This is a genomic window from Cellulomonas sp. PSBB021 (assembly GCF_002240455.1).
In the GTDB taxonomy this organism is placed as follows: domain Bacteria; phylum Actinomycetota; class Actinomycetes; order Actinomycetales; family Cellulomonadaceae; genus Cellulomonas; species Cellulomonas uda.
The window spans coordinates 2,388,529-2,407,377 of record NZ_CP021430.1 but is presented as its reverse complement, the minus strand read 5'-3'; the positions used below and the strand labels follow the sequence as shown (position 1 = coordinate 2,407,377).

The following is an 18,849-nucleotide window of genomic DNA, read 5'->3' as shown; positions in this document are numbered from 1 at the left end:
CCGAGCAGATTGACGAGACGCTGAGGTGCGAGCCTCAAACGATCCCCGAAATTGCGGCGCTCGTCTCCGAACACGCTTGCCGCGCGTCGGCGGCCGCGCCGCTGTCGTCGGGACCTCGGCGACTGTCCCGTCCGGCTGCCTCTTCGTCGAGCCGCGGTGAGGCCCGCTCCGGGTTCGACCGGACGGCCTGCGCATGGTTGAGGGTCTCAGTCGAGTGGTCTCGGGTCGTGTCAGTGACGACTCGTAGGATCAGCGCCATGTCTTCGCAGGTCAGGACCTCCAACTGCAGCCTCGAGCTGCCCGTGGACGTCTACTGGCACGGCTGCCCGGAGATCCGCACTCAGGATGAGCACCTCGACGTGATCGCGGCCGAGCTCATGGCCGTCGTGAAGGCGCGTCCTGAACGGCGGTGGAGCCCGTATGCCGCGATCATGCTCGAGCGTGAGTTCCGGCAGCGTCTGGCGGCCGCGAGCCGCGGCGAGCTCAAGCCGATCGAGCACGTGAAGTCGTTGGATCACCCGCTCGCGGCGGAGATGTTCGAGATCCGGTGGCAGCACGTGCCCGTGACCGAAGTGACGCACGACGGGGGTGTCCGGCACGGCGTCGTCCAGGTCCGGCTCCTGCACGCGGAGCCAGCTGCGCTGGGGGTGGTCGCCATCGGTCTCGTTCCGCACGAGAAGCTCGTCATCGAGGGAGACGCGCGGGCGACGCGTGACCTCCAGGATGCGCAGATCATGCAGGCTGTCGGCATCTACGCGGCGGCATTGCCAGGCTGGTTGGCACGATCGCCCGCTGCGGACTTGCGCCGGGACGACCGAGACGCCATAGGATAGAACCTATGGCTGACGAGGATGTGGATCTGATCGTCCGGCGCGCCGACTTCCTCATCGAGGATCATGCTGCGATGCGTGCCGCGCTCGTGGCGCTCCGCAAGAAGCACGGTCTGTCCCAGTCGGTCGTCGCGGAGCGGATGGGCGTGAGCCAGCCGACGGTCGCCGGGTTCGAGCACTACGACGCGAACCCCACCCTCGCGACGCTTCGCCGCTACGCGCTCGCGGTCGGCGGTCGCGTTCGCAGCGAGGTGGTCGACGACTGCGCCGCGGCGCAGACGCACATCGGCGTCGTGCAGGGCGAGGTGCTGCCACGGGCGATCGCCGCGGGGTCGTCGCCCCGGGTCACGTGGGAGTCGGGAACGCGGGTCCTGGTGCGCGCTCATGGCTGAGCCGTCGGCCGACGTCCGGGCGCTCGTCCCTCTGGCACTGCTCGACGAGCTGACCTTCGTCGAGCTGCACGCGGTGCGGCGTCTCGACGTCGCCGCACCGGACGACGTCGAGATCACGCCGCAGTACACGCTCGATGCAGGGACGAGCGATGACGCAACCCGATTCCGGATCGTGCTCTCCGTCGCACTCGACCTCGGGGTGGGCGACGTGCGTGTCGCCGTCGCGGCCTACTACACCGCCCAGGACGGTGCGCCGACGCTGAGCCAGGCGCTCGTCGTCGAGTACGCCAACGAAGTGGGCGTCATGACGATGCTCCCGTTCCTGCGCCAAGGCATCGCCGACGTCACGCAGCGAGTCTTCGGAACCCCGCTCCTCATGCCGGTGATGCCCCGAGGTTCGCTGGCCTTCCCGGTTCCGGTGTGAGGGCCCGGGAAGGCCGCAGGTGACGACGGGTACCGCCCCGTCGCCGGAGCAGCCGTGTCAGAGCGCCGGGCTAGGTACGCCGCGTGGACCGCGCGCCGCGTTCTTGGTGGCCGGTCCGTGGGCCATGGTCGTGGTCGGCTTCACAGTCGCCGCGGTTCTCGGGTGGTTCGCGCCACCGGCTCGAGCAGATCGCCGTCCTGACTGCCGCGGTCATTCGCACGCGTGCGCACATCGACGGGTCCGCGTGGCTCGCGACCGACGACGGCAACACCTATATGGACGCCGATGGCGGCATCCCGGTGCTGCGCTTCGTCGACCCTTTCGCGCGCTGGCGGCTGGACGTGGAGGCCGACGAGCTGACTGATCCTCCTGCCGAGATGGTGGCGACGTGCTGGGCCATCGAAGCGGCGGGTGAACCGGAGGGCCGTACGAGGCGCTCGGCGCGGCGCGACGCAGTTGTCGAACTCCTCGAGGACTGGGGTGTCGACGACGCGGGTGGCCGGCTCGACGAGGCGATCGCGCGCAGGCTGGTCCGCAGGGCACGCCGTGCCGGACGCCTGGTCCTGACGCCGGCAGGCACCCTCAACGTCGTGGTCGCGCTCGAGCAGGAGCGCGAGCTCGAGAGGCGCGGGTTCGACGACAGCGCACCAGACGGTGTGGCGCACCGCCCCGAGACGAGCGAGGCGTTCGCACTCTGGCTACGGGATGCGCTCGGCGAGATCGCTCGTCTCGTCCGCGAGACTGCAGCGGTGCAAGCGCTGTGGGTCAGGGGCGAGCACGTCTCGGAGCGTCAGGTCCAGGCCTTCGTGTTCGGCATGCTGTCGAAGTACGCGAGTGCGGCCGGCTTGGACTGTCGCCACGCTGTCCTGCTGGCCGTGGCCTTCGACGACAGCGACCTCGCCGAGGGCCGCATCGAGCGAGTCCGCGGGTCGTGCGAGAAGTGGACGGCCGGGCACATCGAGCTGGTGCTGCTCGACGCGCGCGTACGACGATCGGCGTCGAAGGACACGCCGCCTCGGCCCGCCACCTGGAGCGCTGCCTGACCTGCGACGGCTGTCGCTCAGCCGGCCAGCGTGGCGAGTACGCCGTCGCCGTAGCGCTCCAGCTTCGTCGCCCCGACGCCGCCGATCGTCGCGAGCTCGTCGATCGACGAAGGGCGACGCAGCGCGATGTCGCGCAGCGTCGCGTCGTGGAACACGACATACGCGGGCACGCCCTGCTCCTTCGCGGCGCCGGCCCGCCACGCGCGCAGCTTCTCGAACAGCTCGAGGGTCTCGCCGTCCAGGTCGGCGGCCGCCTTCGACGACGAGCCCGACGAGCCGGAGCCGCCGGACCCCGACGAGCGCCGACGCGTGAGCTCCGGCTCGCGCCGCACCAGGACCGTGCGCTCGCCCTTGAGCACCTCGCCCGACGCCTCGACGAGCTGCAGCGTCCCGTACCCCTCGGTGTCCACGGCCAGGAGCTCCGCCGCGATGAGCTGGCGCACCACACCACGCCACTCGGTGTCGGACAGGTCCGCCCCGATCCCGAACGTCGACAACGACTCGTGACCGAGCTGGGTGACGCGTGCGGTGCGCTTGCCGCGCAGCACGTCGACCACGTGGCCGACCCCGTAGCGCTGCCCGCGCTGCGCCATCCGGACGATCGTCGACAGGAGCTTCTGGGCCGCGACGGTGCCGTCCCACGTGGACGGCGGGGTCAGGCACGTGTCGCAGTTGCCGCACGGCTGCGCCTGCTGGCCGAAGTAGTTGAGCAGCTGCACGCGCCGGCAGAACGCGGTCTCGCACAGGGCGAGCATCGCGTCGAGGTGCTGCGTGAGGCGGCGGCGGTGGGCGGCGTCGCCCTCGGACGTGTCGATCAGGCGGCGCTGCTGGACCACGTCCTGCAGGCCGTACGCCATCCACGCGGTCGACGGCAGGCCGTCCCGCCCGGCGCGGCCGGTCTCCTGGTAGTACCCCTCGACGGACTTCGGCAGGTCGAGGTGCGCGACGAACCGCACGTCGGGCTTGTCGATGCCCATGCCGAACGCGATGGTCGCGACCATCACGATGCCGTCCTCGCGCAGGAACCGGGCCTGGTTGTGCGCGCGGACCTGCCGGTCGAGTCCCGCGTGGTACGGCAGGGCCGGCACGCCGTTCGCGACGAGGTGCTCGGCGGTCTGCTCGACCGACGCGCGCGACAGGCAGTAGACGATCCCGGCGTCGCCCGCGTGCTCGGTGCGCAGCAGGTCGAGCAGCTGGGCGCGCGGGTTGTCCTTGCCGACGATCCGGTACTGGATGTTGGGCCGGTCGAAGCTCGCGACGAAGTGCCGCGCGTCCTCGAGCTGGAGCCGCTGCGCGATCTCGGCGTGCGTGACCTTGGTGGCGGTCGCGGTGAGCGCGACGCGCGGCACGTCCGGCCACCGCTCGTGCAGCATCGACAGCCGCAGGTAGTCGGGGCGGAAGTCGTGGCCCCACTGCGACACGCAGTGCGCCTCGTCGATCGCGAACAGCGCGACGGTCCCGCGGTCCAGCAGGTCGATCGTGTCCGGGACGTTCAGCCGCTCGGGCGCGAGGTAGAGCAGGTCGAGCTCGCCCGCGAGGTACGCGTCCTCGACCTCGCGACGCTGCCACGCCTGCTGGGTCGAGTTGAGGAAGCCCGCACGTACGCCCAGCGCCGACAGCGCGTCGACCTGGTCCTGCATCAGCGCGATCAGGGGTGAGACGACGACGCCCGTGCCCTCGCGCACCAGCGCCGGCACCTGGTAGCAGAGCGACTTGCCGCCACCGGTCGGCATGAGGACGAGCGCGTCCCCGCCCGCGACGACCGTGTCGATGATCTCGGCCTGGTCACCGCGGAACTCGTCGTACCCCCAGACCCGGCGCAGCACCTCCAGCGGTGTCCCGGACGCGGCCGCCGCCGCACGTGCAGGGACGTCCGACGCGCGTGCGGGCCGTCGCGCACCTCCGGCCGTGCCGCGGGTCGTCGCGGCGACCGCGGCCGCCAGCTCGCCCGACGCAGCGTCGTGCGGGACGCCGTGCGCCCACGCGTCGAGGTCCGGCGGTGCGTCGTCGTAGAACGGGTCGAACGGCGGCTCGTCCGGCCAGGGCTCGGCGCCGGCGGGCGCGTCGAGGAGGGGCGAGTCGTCGGGGTGCACGCGACCACCCTACGAGCCGCGGCCGACACGTCCGCGACCGCGTCCACAGGTCCCGTCGCACCGGTCACGCGCGCGCGTGGCGGGAGTTGCCCGCCGCGCCCCGGTCCGTAGGGTGGGCGCGTGGGAACCGCACTCGTCACCGGCGCGTCCGCCGGACTGGGCCTGGAGTTCGCGTGGCAGCTCGCGACGGCCAGGCACGACCTCGTCCTCGTCGCGCGCGACGAGGCCCGGCTGACCCGGCTCGCGCACCAGCTCGAGGCGGGTGCGGGCGTGCGCGCGGAGGTGCTCGTCGCGGACCTGGCCGACCGGGGCCAGGTCGAGCGCGTCGCGGACCGGCTGCGCGACGACGAGCACCCGGTGGGGCTCCTGGTGAACAACGCGGGCCTGGGGCTCAACCAGCGCTTCGTCGGGGGCGACCTCGAGCGTGAGGAGCGCGCGCTGGACCTCATGGTCCGCACGCCCATGGTCCTGTCGCACGCCGCCGCGGGGTCGATGGTCCGACGAGGCCGCGGTGCGGTCCTCAACGTCGCGTCGATCGCGGCGCTGCTCGCGTCGGGCACGTACTCGGCGCACAAGGCGTGGGTGCGCTCGTTCACCGAGGGGCTCGCGGTCGAGCTCAAGGGCACGGGCGTGACGGCGACCGCGCTGTGCCCCGGGTTCGTGCGGACGGAGTTCCACGAGCGCGGTGCGATCGACGTCTCGTCGTACCCGGACTTCGCGTGGCTCGACGCCGAGGACGTCGTCGCGCGTGCGCTCGCCGACGTCCGGCGCGGGGTCGTCATCTCCACGCCGAGCCTGCGGTACCGCTCCGTCGCCGCGGCCGCGCGGCTCGCCCCGCGCGGTGCGGTGCGCGCGGTCGGTCGCTACCGCAAGGCCCTCGAGCTGCCGGGTGACGCGGGGCCCGTGGACGACGCCCGCTGAGCCCTGCCGCCCGGCGGTAACCTTCCCGCGTGACCGACGCCACCCTCGCCGCCAGCCCTCGGGACCAGCTCCGCACGCTCATCAAGGACCTCGCCGTCGTGCACGGCAGGGTGACGCTCTCGTCGGGCCGCGAGGCCGACTACTACGTCGACCTGCGTCGCGTCACGCTGCACCACCGTGCCGCCCCGCTGATCGGCCACCTCATGCTCGACCTGCTGGAGGAGTCCGGTCTGGGCACCGCCGAGGTCGACGCGGTCGGCGGGCTCACGCTCGGCGCGGACCCCGTCGCGACGTCCGTGCTGCACGCCGCGGCGAGCCGCGGTCAGGACGTCGACGCGTTCGTGGTCCGCAAGGCCGGCAAGGCCCACGGCCTGCAGCGCCGCATCGAGGGCCCGGACGTGACGGGCCGCCGCGTCGTCGTGCTCGAGGACACCTCCACCACGGGCGGCTCCGCGATCACCGCGGTCGAGGCCGTGCGCGAGGCGGGGGGCGAGGTCGCGGGGGTCGCGGTGATCGTCGACCGCGGCACGGGCGCCCGCGAGGCGGTCGAGGCGCTCGGCGTCCCGTACCACTTCCTGTTCGACCTCTCCGACCTCGGCCTGGCCTGACCGCCGGCAGGACGCCGGGACGGAGGTGCGCAGTGGTGGGCGTTGACTCAGGGCTCGGACCCGCGTTCAACCCGATCTGGCTGCTGGTGGTCGGCGGCGCCCTGATGGTGCTGCTGGTGGTGTGGTCGACGATCTCGAACCGCAAGCACCAGGCGGCCCTCGACGCGTGGCTCGCGGCTCGCGGCTGGCGCCGCCGGCCCGCGGACCGCTCGCTCGTGAGCCGATGGCGCGGGTCCCCGTTCGGCACCGGTGACAACCGCAAGGTCGCGGACGTCGTGGCGGGCACGTTCCAGGGCCGCCGGCTCATGTCGTTCGCGTACTCCTACGAGACGTCGAGCACGGACTCGGACGGCCGGCGCAGCACCACGACCCACACGTTCCACGTCGTCACCCTCGAGCTGCCGGCGTTCCTGCCGGACCTCGAGGTCACGCCGGAGTCGATCGGCTCCCGGATCGCGAGCGCGTTCGGCAGGACGGACCTCGGCGTCGAGTCCGACGAGTTCAACAAGCGCTTCGCGGTGCGGGCGACGGACCTCGCGGTGGGGCACGCGATCCTGCACCCGCGGCTCGTCGAGCGGTTGCTGCGCGAGGACCGCGTGGCGTGGCGGATCGAGGGCACCACGGTGCTCACCTGGTCCGCGGGCCGCACGGACCTGCAGCGGCTCGACGCGAGGATCGCGCTGCTCGTGGCGATCGCGGACGCCGTCCCTCGTCACGTCTGGCTGGACCACGGGCACGACCCGCTGGCCCGCTAGGCTCACCGGTACCCCTGGAGAAGGAGCTCTCGTGCCTGCTGGAGCCATCGTCGCGATCGTCGTGGTCGCGCTGGTCGTCATCGTCCTGCTGTGGGCCGTCGCGCAGTACAACGCGCTCGTGCGCCTGCGGAACCTGGTGCAGGAGTCGTGGCGCCAGATCGACGTCGAGCTGCACCGCCGGCACGACCTGATCCCGAACCTCGTCGAGACGGTCAAGGGCTACGCGGCCCACGAGCGCGCGGTGTTCGACGAGGTCACGCGCGCCCGCGCCGCCGCAGCCGGGACGGGTGCGTCCGTCGCCGAGCAGGCCGTGCAGGAGAACCAGCTGACGCAGGCGCTCGGTCGCCTCTTCGCGGTCGCGGAGAACTACCCCGTGCTGCGCGCGAGCGAGAACTTCCAGCAGCTGCAGAACGAGCTGTCGACGACCGAGGACCGGATCGCCGCCGCGCGCCGCTTCTACAACGCGAACGTCCGCAGCCTCAACACCAAGATCGAGACGTTCCCGACGAACGTCATCGCGGGCATGTTCCACTTCGAGCGCGCCGAGTACTTCGAGGTGCAGGACCCGCAGGTCCGTCAGGCGCCGACGGTCCAGTTCTGACCTGAGCAGCCGAAGGCCGGTCGCCCGAGCGACCGGCCTTCGTCATGCCCGCCACCCCACCCGCCATCCCGCCCGCCCTGCCACCCCACCCGCCGACTGCGCACGTTCCTGCGCGAGTGCGCGCGGCGGACGTCAGCACTCGGGCCGGGACGTGCGCAGTCGGCGGTGGGGGTGCCGCCGGGGCGAGGGCGCCGGAGCGAGGGCGCCGGGGTGGGGATGGCGGGGGCGTGGTCAGCCGACGAGGGACGGCGCCGCGAGCGCGGGCACGGCGAGCGCGACCGCGGTCACCGCGAGCGTCGCCGCGATCTCGCCGAACCCGATCGCCCTCGGGCTCGGCCATGGGCGGCGGCGCGGGACGAGGACCGCGCGCGCGAGCAGGCCCGCGGCGACGACGACGAGGGCGACCGCGACCGCGATGCTCCCCGCGGCCCGCTCGTGCGTGACCTGCACGGCCAGGACGGCGACGGCCGCCACCACGAGCAGCGCGTGCCAGGCCACCGACACCGAGAGCACCGCGCGGTTCCCGCGCTCGCGCAGGAGCGTCTTGACGTACGGCACGGTCCCGAAGAAGTATCCGGCGAGCACGGCGGTGACGGCCCAGGCCGCCGGGTCGTCGGCGCCCGGCGGCACCCACGTGCCCGTGAGTGCGGTCGCGGGCGGCGTGCCGTCGTGGCCGAGCCCGGCCGACACCACGGTCATGAGCACCGCGGCACCCACCGTCACACCGTCGTTGAGCCAGGACCGGTCCGCGCGCCGCAGCGAGCACACGAGGCTCGTCGCGAGCAGCGCGCCGTACACCGGCGCCCAACGCAGCAGACCGGGCGCGGTCGCGAGCAGCGTGCCGCCGAGCAGGACGAGCGCGGTGGCGTAGGCGCGCACCGGGGGCAGGTAGCGCGGTCGTCGGGACGCGCGCAGCCACAGCCCGGTCGCGTGGAACGCGAGGTACGCGGTGAGCCAGGTGACCAGCAGGAGCGCGGTGCGCCAGGTGGGGGACGTCAGGACACCGCCGACGAGCACGGGGACGACGAGCATCGCCCACGCGCCGTGCTCACGGGGCACCCACCCGGGCCCGCGTCGCCGCGACGCGGGCCGTGCACCGGCGGTGCGCGGCGTGGTCGGTCGAGCCGGTGCGCGGGAGGTGGGCATGCGCGCAGGATCGCCCGCACGCGCCCGGTTCCTCCCGGGACCAAGGTCCCGGTGGGCGTCGTCCCGCCCCGAGACGGCCGCGGCGAACTCCTCGGGCCGTCAGACGCGCTCGACGAGGTCCGCGACGGACTCCACGATCTCGGACGGCCGGAACGGGAAGCGCTCGACCTCCTCGCGCCGGGTCGAGCCGGTGAGCACCAGGTAGGTGCGCAGGCCGGCCTCGATGCCGGCGACGACGTCGGTGTCCATGCGGTCCCCGACCATCGCGGTCGTCTCCGAGTGCGCGCCGAGCCGGTTGAGGGCCGTGCGCATCATGATCGGGTTCGGCTTGCCGACGAAGTACGGCTGACGTCCGGTGGCGGCCTGGATCATCGCGGCGACGGCGCCCGTCGCGGGCAGGTCGCCCTCGATCGACGGACCCGTGACGTCCGGGTTGGTGCAGATGAACCGCGCACCGCCCTGGATCAGCCGGATCGCCTTGGTGATGGCCTCGAACGAGTAGGTGCGCGTCTCGCCCAGCACGACGAAGTCGGGCTCGGCGGCGGTGAGCGTGTAGCCCGCCTCGTACAGCGCGGTGGTCAGGCCGGCCTCGCCGATGACGTACGCCGACCCGGTGGGCATCTGGTCGACGAGGAACCGCGCGGTCGCGAGGGCGGAGGTCCAGATCGCGCCCTCGGGCAGGTCGATGCCCGAGGTGGCGAGACGCGCCCGCAGGTCGCGCGGCGTGAAGATCGAGTTGTTGGTCAGGACCAGGAACGGGCGTTCGGCGTCCCGCAGCGCGCGCACGAACTCGGCCGCGCCGGGCACGGCGATGCCCTCGTGCACGAGCACGCCGTCCATGTCGGACAGCCAGGCACGGATCTCGCGGGTCACTCGAACACCTTCCGCTCGACCTCGGCCCGCTCGGCCGGCTCGTCGTACCGGGTGTCGCGCGCCCGACGCCTCGCCCGCCAGACCTCCCACACCATCGGCAGCACCGAGATGAGGACGAGGACGACGAGCAGCACCTCGATGTTGTCCTTGACGAACGAGACGTTGCCGAGCGCGTAGCCGAGCATGGTCACGCCGACGCCCCACAGCAGGGCACCGATCACGTTGTAGGACACGAAGTGCCGGTAACTCATCTTGCCGACACCCGCGGCGACCGGGGCGTACGTGCGCACGATGGGCACGAAGCGCGCGACGATGATGGTGCGGCCGCCGTACTTGTCGAAGTAGGCGTACGTCTGGTCGATGTACGACTGCTTGAAGAACCGCGAGTCGGGCCGCCGGAACACCCGGGGACCGAGCTTGCGCCCGATGAGGAACGCCGTCTGGTCGCCCAGGAACGCCGCGAGGAAGATCAGCAGGCACAGCAGCCACAGCGGGAAGTCGAGGAACTGCTGCGCGACGAGCGCGCCCGCGGTGAACAGCAGCGAGTCGCCGGGCAGGAACGGGAACAGCAGCCCGGTCTCGATGAACACGACGACGACGATGCCGATGAGCGCCGCACCGCCGAACGACTGGATGAGATGGTCGGCGTTGAGGAAGTCGGGCCCGAGAGCGGGGATCGGCCCCGCGGCGTGGAGCGCGGTCGTCAGCGCGGTCGTCGTGAGCATACGGTCCAGCCTACGGGGCGGTGTGTGTGGGCCTTGCGTCCGGACTGCGAGGTTCGCACGGACGTCCGGACGGAGCCCGCGCGCCGGTCGACGCGCTCGCTAGGCTCGCGGTCGGCCAGATGGCCGCGCCGCGACGTGAGGGTGACGTGAGGGGGACACGACATGACCGGCCGCCTGGAGGCTCTGCTCGGCATCGACGTCCCGGTCGTGCTCGGGCCGTTCGGCGGGCTGTCGTCGGTGGAGCTGACCGCGACGGTCAGCCGGCTCGGCGGGCTCGGGTCCTACGGGCTGTACGGCTACGCGCCGGACCGCGTCGCGCGCACGGCGGCCGAGCTGCGGGCCGCGACGGACCGGCCGTTCGCGCTCAACGTGTGGCTCGCGACGGGCGACGAGGTGCGCCCCGGCCAGGTCGACCTGACGGGTCCGCGCGCCGCGGTGGACGCGTTCTTCGCCGAGCTCGGCCTGGCGCAGCCCGACGAGCCCGCGGCCTTCCTGCCGGACGTCGACGAGCAGCTCGCGGCGGTCCTCGACGCGCGTCCGGCCGTGCTGAGCGTGGTGTACGGCGTCCCCGCGCCCTGGGTCGTCCAGACCGCGCACGAGCGCGGCACGTGCGTCGTCGGGACCGCGACGACCGTCGACGAGGCGCGTGCGCTCGCCGACGCGGGGGTCGACGCGGTGGTGGCATCCGGCGCGGAGGCGGCCGGGCACCGCGTGTCGTTCCTGCACGACCCGGCCGACGCCCTCGTCGGGACGTTCGCGCTGGTCCCGCAGGTCGTGGACGCCGTGCGCGTGCCCGTGCTCGCGGCCGGGGGAGTCGCGGACCGGCGGGGTGTGGCCGCCGCCCGCGCGCTCGGCGCGCACGGCGTGGTCGTCGGCACGGCGTTCCTGCGCACGCGTCAGTCGGCCGCGAGCGAGGCGTACCGGGCGGCGATCGCGGCGAGCCCCGCGCACGGCACGGTCCTCACGCGGGCGATGAGCGGGCGGCTCGCGCGCGGCGTGCCGAACCGTGCGGTGCGCACCATCGAGGCGTCCGGTGCGATCGCCCCGTTCCCGGCGCAGAACTGGCTCACGGGGCGGTTCCGCGCGCCGGCCGCGGGCCGCGACGATGCCGGGCTGCTCTCGCTGTGGGCCGGGCAGTCCGCCGCGCTCGCCACGTGGGACGACGCGGGGGCGGTGTTCGCCGAGCTCGTCGCGGGTCTGCGCGACGGTTGACCGACACACCGGTCCTCGACGGGAGCGCACGCGGGTCCGGGGCTACTTTGGAGCGCGTGGAGGAGTCCGAGATCGGTGTCCCCCCGTGGCCGGGCGGACCGGAGGCATGGCCCGACGCGCCGCACTACGACCCGGAGCTGCTCGCGCACGGGGACCGGCGCAACGTCGCGGACCGGTACCGCTACTGGACGCTCGAGGCGATCGTCGCCGACCTCGACGCGCGTCGGCACACGTTCCACGTGGCGATCGAGAACTGGCAGCACGACCTCAACATCGGGTCCGTCGTGCGGACCGCGAACGCGTTCCTCGCGGCGCGCGTGCACATCGTCGGACGGCGCCGCTGGAACCGGCGGGGTGCGATGGTGACGGACCGGTACCAGCACGTGCAGCACCACGCGAGCGTCGGTGAGCTCATCGACTGGGCCAACGACGAGGACCTGCCGGTGCTCGGGGTCGACAACCTGCCGGGGTCGGTGCCGATCGAGGGCTACCCCCTGCCGCGCGCGTGCGTGCTGCTGTTCGGCCAGGAGTCCGTGGGCCTGTCCGACGAGGCGCGCGCGGCGGCGGTCGACGTGCTGCACATCGCGCAGTTCGGCTCGACGCGGTCGATCAACGCCGGCGCCGCGGCGGCGATCGCGATGCACGCGTGGGTCGAGCAGCACGCCGACCTCCCCGCGCCCGCGGAGGCGTGAGCGCCGCCCCGGACGTACGACGCCGCAGGTGACGTCCATGGGAAGGACGTCCCGGCCACCGAGACGGCGGGTAGTGGCAGACTCGGTGCCGACACCACCCCCATCCAGCCACAGGAGTTGTGAGCGCATGGCCATCGCCACCCCCGAGGTGTACGCGGAGATGATCGACCGGGCGAAGGCAGGCAAGTTCGCCTACCCGGCCGTCAACATCACGTCGTCCCAGACCGTCACCGCCGCCATCCAGGGCTTCGCGGAGGCCGAGTCGGACGGCATCATCCAGGTCTCCGTCGGCGGTGCGGAGTACGCGTCCGGCTCGACGATCAAGGACCGCATCGCCGGTTCGCTCGCGCTCGCGGCGTACGCGCGTGAGGTCGCCAAGAACTACGACGTGACCATCGCGCTGCACACCGACCACTGCGTCAAGAAGAACCTCGACTCCTGGGTCCGCCCGCTGCTCGCGCTCGAGGCCGAGCAGGTCAAGCGCGGCGAGGACCCCACGTTCCAGTCGCACATGTTCGACGGCTCGGACATCCCGCTCGAGGAGAACCTCGTCATCGCCGCGGAGCTCCTCGAGCTGTCGCAGGCCGCGCGCACGATCCTCGAGATCGAGGTCGGCGTCGTCGGTGGCGAGGAGGACGGCCACGAGGCCGAGATCAACGAGAAGCTCTACACGACGGCCGAGGACGGCCTCGCCACGGTCCGCGCGCTCGGCGCCGGCGAGAAGGGCCGCTACCTGACGGCCCTCACGTTCGGCAACGTGCACGGCGTGTACAAGCCGGGTGCGGTCAAGCTGCGCCCGTCGATCCTCGCGGACATCCAGAAGGCCGTCGGCGCCGAGATCGGCAAGGAGAACCCGTTCGACCTCGTGTTCCACGGCGGTTCGGGCTCGACGGCCGCGGAGATCGCCGAGGCGGTCGACAACGGCGTCATCAAGATGAACATCGACACGGACACGCAGTACGCGTTCACGCGTCCCGTGGTCGGTCACATCTTCACGAACTACGACGGCGTCCTGAAGGTCGACGGCGAGGTCGGCAACAAGAAGGCGTACGACCCGCGTGCGTGGGGCAAGCTGGCCGAGGCCGGCATGGCTGCGCGCATCGTCGAGGCGTGCCAGCAGCTGCGCTCGGCGGGCCAGAAGATCCGCTGACGCGAGCGCACCACGCGTGCGACGCGCGAGCCGCCGCGGTCCTTCGTCGGACCGCGGCGGCTCGTCGTGCACCCGGGACCTACGGGGTGGGCGTCACGTCGGGCGCGACGGGCTGGAACTCCCGCTCGTCGGACTCCTCGACGACGTCCAGGAGCTCGCCGATCCGCGTGACCTCCAGCAGGAAGCGCACGGTCGGCGGGACGCGCAGCAACCGCACGCGGTGCTGCGACCGGATCGACAGCCGGGCGAGGAACGCCACGCCCGACGAGTCCATGAACGTGACGTGGTGCGCGTCCACCTCGATCGGCAGACCCGCGTTCTCGGCCTCGGTGGTGGCCTCGTGCAGCTCGGGGCCGAGGTCGGCGTCGACCTCCCCGGACAGGACGATCCTCGTCGTGTCCGCCCCGACGATCACGTGGACGCCCCCCTGCTCCCCGCCACCTGGTGACGAGGAGCGCGTCGGGCCGGCCGTCGGCTGGACGGGCCCGCCCTCCATCGTGCTGTTACCGTCGCGCACGGTGCTCCTTCCGCGAGTGGCGACGACCAGACGACGTCGCACCCGTTCGGCACGCTAGACGATCGGAGGTGGTGGTGGTCAACACCCCGGGCACGACCCGTACGTCCGGATCTGTCGAGGAGGCCCCGACCGACCCACCGATCGGCCCGTCGGCGGGCCCGTCGACAGCCCCCGTGACGGACGTCGTCGAGCCCCCGTCGACCACCCTGCTGGCGCGTGCGCTCGAGGCGACGATCGTGCCGTACGCGATGTGCGAGGCCGGCGACCTGCGCATCGTGTGGGCCAACGCGGCGTTCGAGCAGACGATGGGCTACGACGCTGCGGGGGCACGCGAGCGGCAGCGGCACCCGATCCCGGAGGGTGCCCGACGGCACGGCGAGATGGCCGCGCTGCGCGCGCGGCTCGCGCAGGGTGAGCCGACCACGGCCGAGCTGTCCATCCCGCGCGCGGACGGGTCGCTGTTCCCGTGCCGGGTGCACTTCGCGCCGGTCGACGAGCCCGACGACCGGCCCGCCGACGCGCCCGGCACCCCGGCGCGGGGGCCCGCGCACTGGATCGTCGCGTTCGAGGACCGGTCCGAACGGGTCTCGCACGACGAGCAGCAGGCGGCCCTCGTCGAGGCGGAGCGTCGCGAGCGACGCAGCGTCGGCATCATCGTGCAGGTCTCGGACCTGCTGATGGACGTCACGGACCGGGCGACGCCGCTGCACGAGATCGCGACGCTCCTGCGCCGCTCGGTCGTGTCGTGGGCGGCGTTCTACGTCAACGACGGCGGCCTGCGGCCCGTGGACGCGACGAGCGACGTCCGGCCCCCGTCCGGCCGCGGGAGCCGGCACGGCGAGCACCGCCGCCCGGACGGCGGCGACGTCGAGCACGCGCCGCAGGACGCCGTGCAGCAGCTGCTCGACGGTGACCGGGACCGGCCCGTGGAGCTCGCGCTGGACCGCGAGTACCCGCGAGCGAGCGCGTCGCACTGGTTGGTCGAGCGGGTCGCGCTCGAGTCGGGCGTCGACGGGCCGGACTCCGCGTTCGTCGTCCCGGTGCCCGGCCGGCGCCGGGTCATCGGCGTGCTCGTCGTCGTGCCGCGGCCCGAGGCGGGCGGTCGTCTGGAGGAGTCGACGACGACCGTGCTCGAGCTCATCGCGCGCCGCGTCGGGCTCGTGCTCGACAACGCGCGCCTGTACGACCGCGAGCACCGCCTCGCGGAGACCCTGCAGCGCGCGATGCTCCCGCAGCAGGCCGAGGTCGACGGCCTCGACGTGTGGACCTACTACGCCCCCAACTCCGAGAACGCGCAGGTCGGCGGCGACTGGTACGACGTGCTGCAGATCGAGCAGGACGTCGTCGGTGTCGTGATCGGCGACGTGGTCGGGCACGACGTCGAGGCCGCAGCGGCCATGGGTCAGCTGCGCTCCGTGGTGCGGTCCTACGCGTACGACGTGACGCTGCCGGGGCCGGTGCTGGAGCGGGTCGACCAGCTCGTCGCGGGCATGCGGATCCCCCGCGCCGCCGGGCTCGTGCTGTCCACGCTGCACCGTCTGGGCGAGCGCTGGCTGCTGCGCTGGTCGCGTGCGGGGCACCTGCCGGTGCTGCACGTGCGCGGCGGTGAGGTCGCGCAGCTGCTGGGCGCGGGCGGGCCGCTCGTCGGGTTCGGCAACGGCCGGCGGGCCACGGCCGAGCTCGAGCTCGAACCCGGTGACGTGCTCGTCTACCACACGGACGGGCTCGTCGAGCGGCGCGACCGCGACCTGCGCGAGGGCCTCGACGCGCTGTCCCGCGTCGTGTCCGGTGTCACCGCGCGCGACTCCGCGGGTATCGGCGAGGAGCTGCTGTCCCGGCTCGCGGACCATCCCGAGGACGACGTCGCCGTCGTCGTCGTGCGCGTGCCCGACCCGCGGGACGTCGCGGCGCGTGGCCGCAGCCCGCGCCGCCGGCGCTGGTCGCTGCCGAGCGAGGCCGCGTCCGTGGGACGCGCGCGGCACGCGGTCGTGCGCACGTGCCACGCGTGGGAGATGCCCGACGCGTCCAACGCGGAGCTGGTCGTCTCCGAGCTCGTCGCGAACGCCGTCCTGCACGGTTACGGGCACGTCTCGCTGCAGCTGTACGACACGGGCGACGGCCTGCGCATCGAGGTCGAGGACGGCAACCCCGCCCCGCCCGTGACGACCGACGGCCACCCCGGCCGTGTCGGCGGGTTCGGCATGCAGATCGTCGAGCGCCTGGCCGACTGGGGCTGGCGGCAGTCGAGCCGCGGCAAGGTGGTGTGGGCCAAGGTGCGCCCGGGCGCGCTGCCGCCGACGGGTCGCTGACGAGCGTCAACGGCAGGGTTCGTCGGCAGGGTTCGTCGGCAGGCGTCGCCGGAGGCCCTCGCCGCCGGGGTGGGCGTCCGACGGGCGTGACGAGGCGTCAGGTGGTCGCGGGCGCCGAGAAGTCCGACGTGGGCCGCGCGCCCTCACAGCGGTGGTCCGCGTCGATGCGGAACAGCTCGAGCGCCCCGCACACCTCGAGCACGAACAGGTCGCGCGGGTCCGCCCCGCGCAGCGCCGCGGCGCCGCCGCGCTTGCGCGCCGAGTCGGCGAGGGAGATCAGGAAAGCCGCACCCGTGGAGTCCATGAACGTGACGCGGCACATGTCGATCACGACGAGCTGACGCCGCAGGCCGACGACGCGCGCGGCGACCTCGGGGAACTGGTCGCGCTCGGCGAGGTCGAGGTCGCCGGCGATCACGAGGGTCGTGCTCGTCGGCGACGTGGAGATCTCGATCATGTGTGCTGTCCGTCCCCGGGGGTGTGGTGGCTCGGCGGGACGACAGTAGTTGCGCCCGCGGCGGTCCGCACGCCGAACCGCTCGTGTGCCGGACGGTTGTCCGATTAGGCCCCGGTCGTCCCCTGACGCGTCCGGGGGGGCGGGCGAGAGGCCGACGAAGGCGCGCGGGTGCGGTGCCGCGGCGCGTGACGCGCCAGACTGGTGCCATGACCCACGAGAACCTGCTCGGCGGCCCCGAGCCGACCCTGCTGCCCGTCGACGGCGCCGACGCCGACGCCCGCGCCGCGCTCGCCGCGGGCGAGGACGCCCGGGGCGCGGTGCGCCTCGCGCCCGCCGCGTCGCTGGTGTGGGCGCTGCTCGCGGAGCAGGCGCTGCAGGACACGGGCGACCCGGTCGCGGCCTACGCGTACGCGCGCACCGGCTACCACCGCGGTCTGGACGCGCTGCGCCGTGCGGGCTGGCGCGGGCGCGGTCCGATCCCCGCGGACCACGAGCCGAACCAGGGCTTCCTGCGCGCGCTGCTGGCGCTGGCGGAGGCGGCGGACGCGATCGGCGAGTCGCAGGAGGCGGAGCGCTGCGAGCAGCTCCTCGTCGACTCCGGCACGTCGGCGCAGGAGGTCGCGGCGCTGCGCTGACGCCCGTACGCCCGCCCGTACCCCCGCGCGCCCGCCCGGTGGACCGGTCCTGACCGTTTCTTGACCGTCGGGTACCCTCTCGGAGGTACCGGGTCCTGTCGCCCTGTGCCCGCCGCCGCCCGACGACGCGGCTCGGCGAAAGCCTCAGGCAGGTGGGAGTGGTGATCAGATGCCCGCCGTCGTGGTGCTCGGCGTCCAGTGGGGCGACGAGGGCAAGGGCAAGGCGACCGACCAGCTCGGCTCGCGCATCGAGTACGTCGTGAAGTTCAACGGCGGCAACAACGCCGGCCACACGGTCGTCGTCGGCGGCGAGAAGTACGCGCTGCACCTGCTGCCGTCGGGCATCCTCTCCCCGGGCGTCGTCCCCGTGATCGGCAACGGCGTCGTGATCGACCTCGAGGTCCTGTTCCAGGAGATCGACGGGCTCGAGGGGCGCGGCGTGGACACCTCGCGCCTGCTGGTCTCGTCGGCCGCGCACGTCATCGCGCCCTACAACCGCACGGTCGACAAGGTCACGGAGCGGTTCCTCGGCAAGCGTCGCATCGGCACGACGGGTCGCGGCATCGGGCCGACGTACGCGGACAAGATCAACCGCGTCGGCATCCGCGTGCAGGACCTGTTCGACGAGAAGATCCTGAGCCAGAAGGTCGAGGGGGCCCTCGACCAGAAGAACCACCTGCTCGTGAAGGTCTACAACCGGCGCGCGATCACGGTCGAGGAGACGGTCGAGGACCTGCTGCGCCACGCCGAGCGCCTGCGCCCGTACGTCGCGGACACCCCGCTCGAGCTGAACCGCGCGCTCGACGCCGGCAAGACGCTCGTGTTCGAGGCGGGCCAGGCGACGATGCTCGACGTGGACCACGGCACGTACCCGTTCGTGACGTCGTCGTCGGCGACGGCGGGCGGCGCGTGCACCGGCTCGGGCGTGGGCCCGACCCGCATCGACCGGGTCGTCGGCGTCGCGAAGGCGTACACGACGCGCGTCGGCGAGGGTCCGTTCCCCACCGAGCTGCTGGACGACGACGGCGAGTGGCTGCGGCAGACCGGCGGCGAGTTCGGCACCACGACGGGCCGCCCGCGCCGCACCGGCTGGTACGACTCGGTGGTCTCGCGCTACGCGTCGCGCGTGAACGGCCTGACGGACATCGTCCTGACGAAGCTCGACGTGCTGACCGGCCGCGACCGCATCCCGGTGTGCGTCGCGTACGAGGTGGACGGCGAGCGCGTGGACGAGATGCCGCTGGACCAGTCGGACTTCCACCACGCGAAGCCGGTCTACGAGCTGCTCGACGGCTGGGACGAGGACATCACGGGCGCGCGGGAGTGGGACGACCTGCCGCCGGCCGCGCAGCGGTACCTCGAGTTCCTCGAGTCGGTCTCGGGGACGCGGATCAGCGCGATCGGCGTCGGCCCGGGCCGTGAGGCGACGATCATCAAGCACGACCTGCTCGACTGAGCGCACGCCG

Annotated in this window: 20 protein-coding genes; 14 read left to right on the top strand and 6 right to left on the bottom strand. The window is 73.1% G+C overall.

Annotated features, from left to right (window positions below; genetic code table 11):
• Positions 1-257 precede the first annotated feature (257 nt).
• The 4 genes from CBP52_RS11020 to CBP52_RS11005 all read left to right on the top strand — a co-directional run bounded on the left by CBP52_RS11020 (position 258) and on the right by CBP52_RS11005 (position 2,689).
• Complete coding sequence (locus tag CBP52_RS11020; protein ID WP_094180983.1) at positions 258-833, top strand: hypothetical protein; 576 nt, start codon at positions 258-260, stop codon at positions 831-833.
• 5 nt (positions 834-838) lie between these two features.
• Positions 839-1,222, top strand: a complete 384-nt coding sequence (locus tag CBP52_RS11015; RefSeq protein WP_094180982.1) for a helix-turn-helix domain-containing protein — start codon at positions 839-841, stop codon at positions 1,220-1,222.
• The gene (locus CBP52_RS11010; RefSeq protein WP_094180981.1) at positions 1,215-1,646 is read left to right on the top strand and encodes a hypothetical protein; all 432 of its coding nucleotides are present in this window, start codon (positions 1,215-1,217) and stop codon (positions 1,644-1,646) included. The genes CBP52_RS11015 and CBP52_RS11010 overlap by 8 nt, the downstream gene beginning before the upstream one ends.
• 83 nt (positions 1,647-1,729) lie before the next feature.
• Positions 1,730-2,689 carry a hypothetical protein gene (locus tag CBP52_RS11005; protein ID WP_157732581.1) on the top strand — a complete coding sequence of 320 codons (960 nt, stop codon included), beginning with the start codon at positions 1,730-1,732 and terminating at the stop codon, positions 2,687-2,689.
• A 17-nt stretch (positions 2,690-2,706) separates the two neighbouring features.
• On the opposite strand, the gene recQ is transcribed toward CBP52_RS11005, so the two are convergent.
• Positions 2,707-4,782 (bottom strand): DNA helicase RecQ, encoded by a 2,076-nt coding sequence (gene recQ / locus CBP52_RS11000; RefSeq protein WP_094180979.1) that lies wholly within the window; start codon positions 4,780-4,782, stop codon positions 2,707-2,709.
• Positions 4,783-4,902: 120 nt separating this feature from the next.
• On the opposite strand from recQ, the gene CBP52_RS10995 reads away from it, so the two are divergent.
• Genes CBP52_RS10995 through CBP52_RS10980 form a run of 4 tightly spaced genes read left to right on the top strand, consistent with a single transcriptional unit; the run spans position 4,903 to position 7,667 of the window.
• A complete protein-coding gene (locus CBP52_RS10995) occupies positions 4,903-5,703 on the top strand; it encodes an SDR family oxidoreductase (RefSeq protein WP_094180978.1) in 801 nt (266 codons plus the stop codon).
• Positions 5,704-5,732: 29 nt separating this feature from the next.
• Positions 5,733-6,311: an orotate phosphoribosyltransferase gene (pyrE, locus tag CBP52_RS10990; protein WP_094180977.1), complete on the top strand. Its 579-nt coding sequence runs from the start codon at positions 5,733-5,735 to the stop codon at positions 6,309-6,311.
• Between the two features lie 35 nt (positions 6,312-6,346).
• On the top strand, positions 6,347-7,066 hold the full coding sequence (locus CBP52_RS10985) for a hypothetical protein (protein ID WP_157732580.1): 720 nt from the start codon (positions 6,347-6,349) through the stop codon (positions 7,064-7,066).
• A gap of 31 nt (positions 7,067-7,097) precedes the next feature.
• Positions 7,098-7,667, top strand: coding sequence for a LemA family protein (locus CBP52_RS10980; RefSeq protein ID WP_094180975.1), 570 nt, complete (start codon positions 7,098-7,100; stop codon positions 7,665-7,667).
• A gap of 231 nt (positions 7,668-7,898) precedes the next feature.
• Here the strand turns inward: CBP52_RS10980 and CBP52_RS10975 are convergent, their stop codons facing one another.
• From CBP52_RS10975 to CBP52_RS10965, 3 genes are all read right to left on the bottom strand, one after another.
• Entirely contained in the window at positions 7,899-8,813 is a 915-nt protein-coding gene (locus tag CBP52_RS10975) for a YwiC-like family protein (protein WP_094180974.1), read from the bottom strand.
• A 99-nt stretch (positions 8,814-8,912) separates the two neighbouring features.
• Positions 8,913-9,686, bottom strand: coding sequence for an HAD-IIA family hydrolase (locus tag CBP52_RS10970; protein WP_094180973.1), 774 nt, complete (start codon positions 9,684-9,686; stop codon positions 8,913-8,915).
• Positions 9,683-10,411 (bottom strand): VTT domain-containing protein, encoded by a 729-nt coding sequence (locus tag CBP52_RS10965; RefSeq protein ID WP_094180972.1) that lies wholly within the window; start codon positions 10,409-10,411, stop codon positions 9,683-9,685. Before CBP52_RS10965 ends, CBP52_RS10970 begins: the two co-directional genes overlap by 4 nt.
• Before the next feature lie 162 nt (positions 10,412-10,573).
• On the opposite strand from CBP52_RS10965, the gene CBP52_RS10960 reads away from it, so the two are divergent.
• The 3 genes from CBP52_RS10960 (at position 10,574) to fbaA (ending at position 13,465) form a co-directional block, all read left to right on the top strand.
• Positions 10,574-11,623, top strand: coding sequence for a nitronate monooxygenase family protein (locus CBP52_RS10960; protein ID WP_094180971.1), 1,050 nt, complete (start codon positions 10,574-10,576; stop codon positions 11,621-11,623).
• Positions 11,624-11,679: 56 nt separating this feature from the next.
• The gene (locus CBP52_RS10955; protein WP_369826214.1) at positions 11,680-12,315 is read left to right on the top strand and encodes a TrmH family RNA methyltransferase; all 636 of its coding nucleotides are present in this window, start codon (positions 11,680-11,682) and stop codon (positions 12,313-12,315) included.
• Between the two features lie 127 nt (positions 12,316-12,442).
• Positions 12,443-13,465 carry a class II fructose-bisphosphate aldolase gene (gene fbaA / locus CBP52_RS10950; RefSeq protein ID WP_094180969.1) on the top strand — a complete coding sequence of 341 codons (1,023 nt, stop codon included), beginning with the start codon at positions 12,443-12,445 and terminating at the stop codon, positions 13,463-13,465.
• A 79-nt stretch (positions 13,466-13,544) separates the two neighbouring features.
• On the opposite strand, the gene CBP52_RS10945 is transcribed toward fbaA, so the two are convergent.
• Entirely contained in the window at positions 13,545-13,982 is a 438-nt protein-coding gene (locus CBP52_RS10945; RefSeq protein ID WP_232514452.1) for an STAS domain-containing protein, read from the bottom strand.
• A 173-nt stretch (positions 13,983-14,155) separates the two neighbouring features.
• Between CBP52_RS10945 and CBP52_RS10940 the strand changes: the two genes are divergently transcribed.
• Positions 14,156-16,291, top strand: a complete 2,136-nt coding sequence (locus CBP52_RS10940) for a SpoIIE family protein phosphatase (protein ID WP_232514451.1) — start codon at positions 14,156-14,158, stop codon at positions 16,289-16,291.
• Positions 16,292-16,388: 97 nt separating this feature from the next.
• Here the strand turns inward: CBP52_RS10940 and CBP52_RS10935 are convergent, their stop codons facing one another.
• Positions 16,389-16,748 carry an STAS domain-containing protein gene (locus tag CBP52_RS10935; protein ID WP_094180967.1) on the bottom strand — a complete coding sequence of 120 codons (360 nt, stop codon included), beginning with the start codon at positions 16,746-16,748 and terminating at the stop codon, positions 16,389-16,391.
• Between the two features lie 206 nt (positions 16,749-16,954).
• Between CBP52_RS10935 and CBP52_RS10930 the strand changes: the two genes are divergently transcribed.
• Positions 16,955-17,383, top strand: a complete 429-nt coding sequence (locus CBP52_RS10930) for a DUF3151 domain-containing protein (RefSeq protein WP_094180966.1) — start codon at positions 16,955-16,957, stop codon at positions 17,381-17,383.
• Between the two features lie 169 nt (positions 17,384-17,552).
• Complete coding sequence (locus CBP52_RS10925) at positions 17,553-18,839, top strand: adenylosuccinate synthase (RefSeq protein ID WP_094180965.1); 1,287 nt, start codon at positions 17,553-17,555, stop codon at positions 18,837-18,839.
• Positions 18,840-18,849 lie beyond the last annotated feature (10 nt).

What these genes read in the sequence shown, in the direction of transcription:
- CBP52_RS11020 (WP_094180983.1), top strand. Translation starts at nt 258, where the DNA reads ATGTCTTCGCAGGTCAGGACCTCCAACTGCAGCCTCGAGCTGCCCGTG.
- fbaA (WP_094180969.1), top strand. Translation starts at nt 12,443, where the DNA reads ATGGCCATCGCCACCCCCGAGGTGTACGCGGAGATGATCGACCGGGCG.
- CBP52_RS10965 (WP_094180972.1), bottom strand. Translation starts at nt 10,411, where the DNA reads ATGCTCACGACGACCGCGCTGACGACCGCGCTCCACGCCGCGGGGCCG.
- CBP52_RS10960 (WP_094180971.1), top strand. Translation starts at nt 10,574, where the DNA reads ATGACCGGCCGCCTGGAGGCTCTGCTCGGCATCGACGTCCCGGTCGTG.
- CBP52_RS10930 (WP_094180966.1), top strand. Translation starts at nt 16,955, where the DNA reads ATGACCCACGAGAACCTGCTCGGCGGCCCCGAGCCGACCCTGCTGCCC.
- CBP52_RS10935 (WP_094180967.1), bottom strand. Translation starts at nt 16,748, where the DNA reads ATGATCGAGATCTCCACGTCGCCGACGAGCACGACCCTCGTGATCGCC.
- CBP52_RS10925 (WP_094180965.1), top strand. Translation starts at nt 17,553, where the DNA reads ATGCCCGCCGTCGTGGTGCTCGGCGTCCAGTGGGGCGACGAGGGCAAG.
- CBP52_RS11010 (WP_094180981.1), top strand. Translation starts at nt 1,215, where the DNA reads ATGGCTGAGCCGTCGGCCGACGTCCGGGCGCTCGTCCCTCTGGCACTG.
- CBP52_RS10975 (WP_094180974.1), bottom strand. Translation starts at nt 8,813, where the DNA reads ATGCCCACCTCCCGCGCACCGGCTCGACCGACCACGCCGCGCACCGCC.
- CBP52_RS11015 (WP_094180982.1), top strand. Translation starts at nt 839, where the DNA reads ATGGCTGACGAGGATGTGGATCTGATCGTCCGGCGCGCCGACTTCCTC.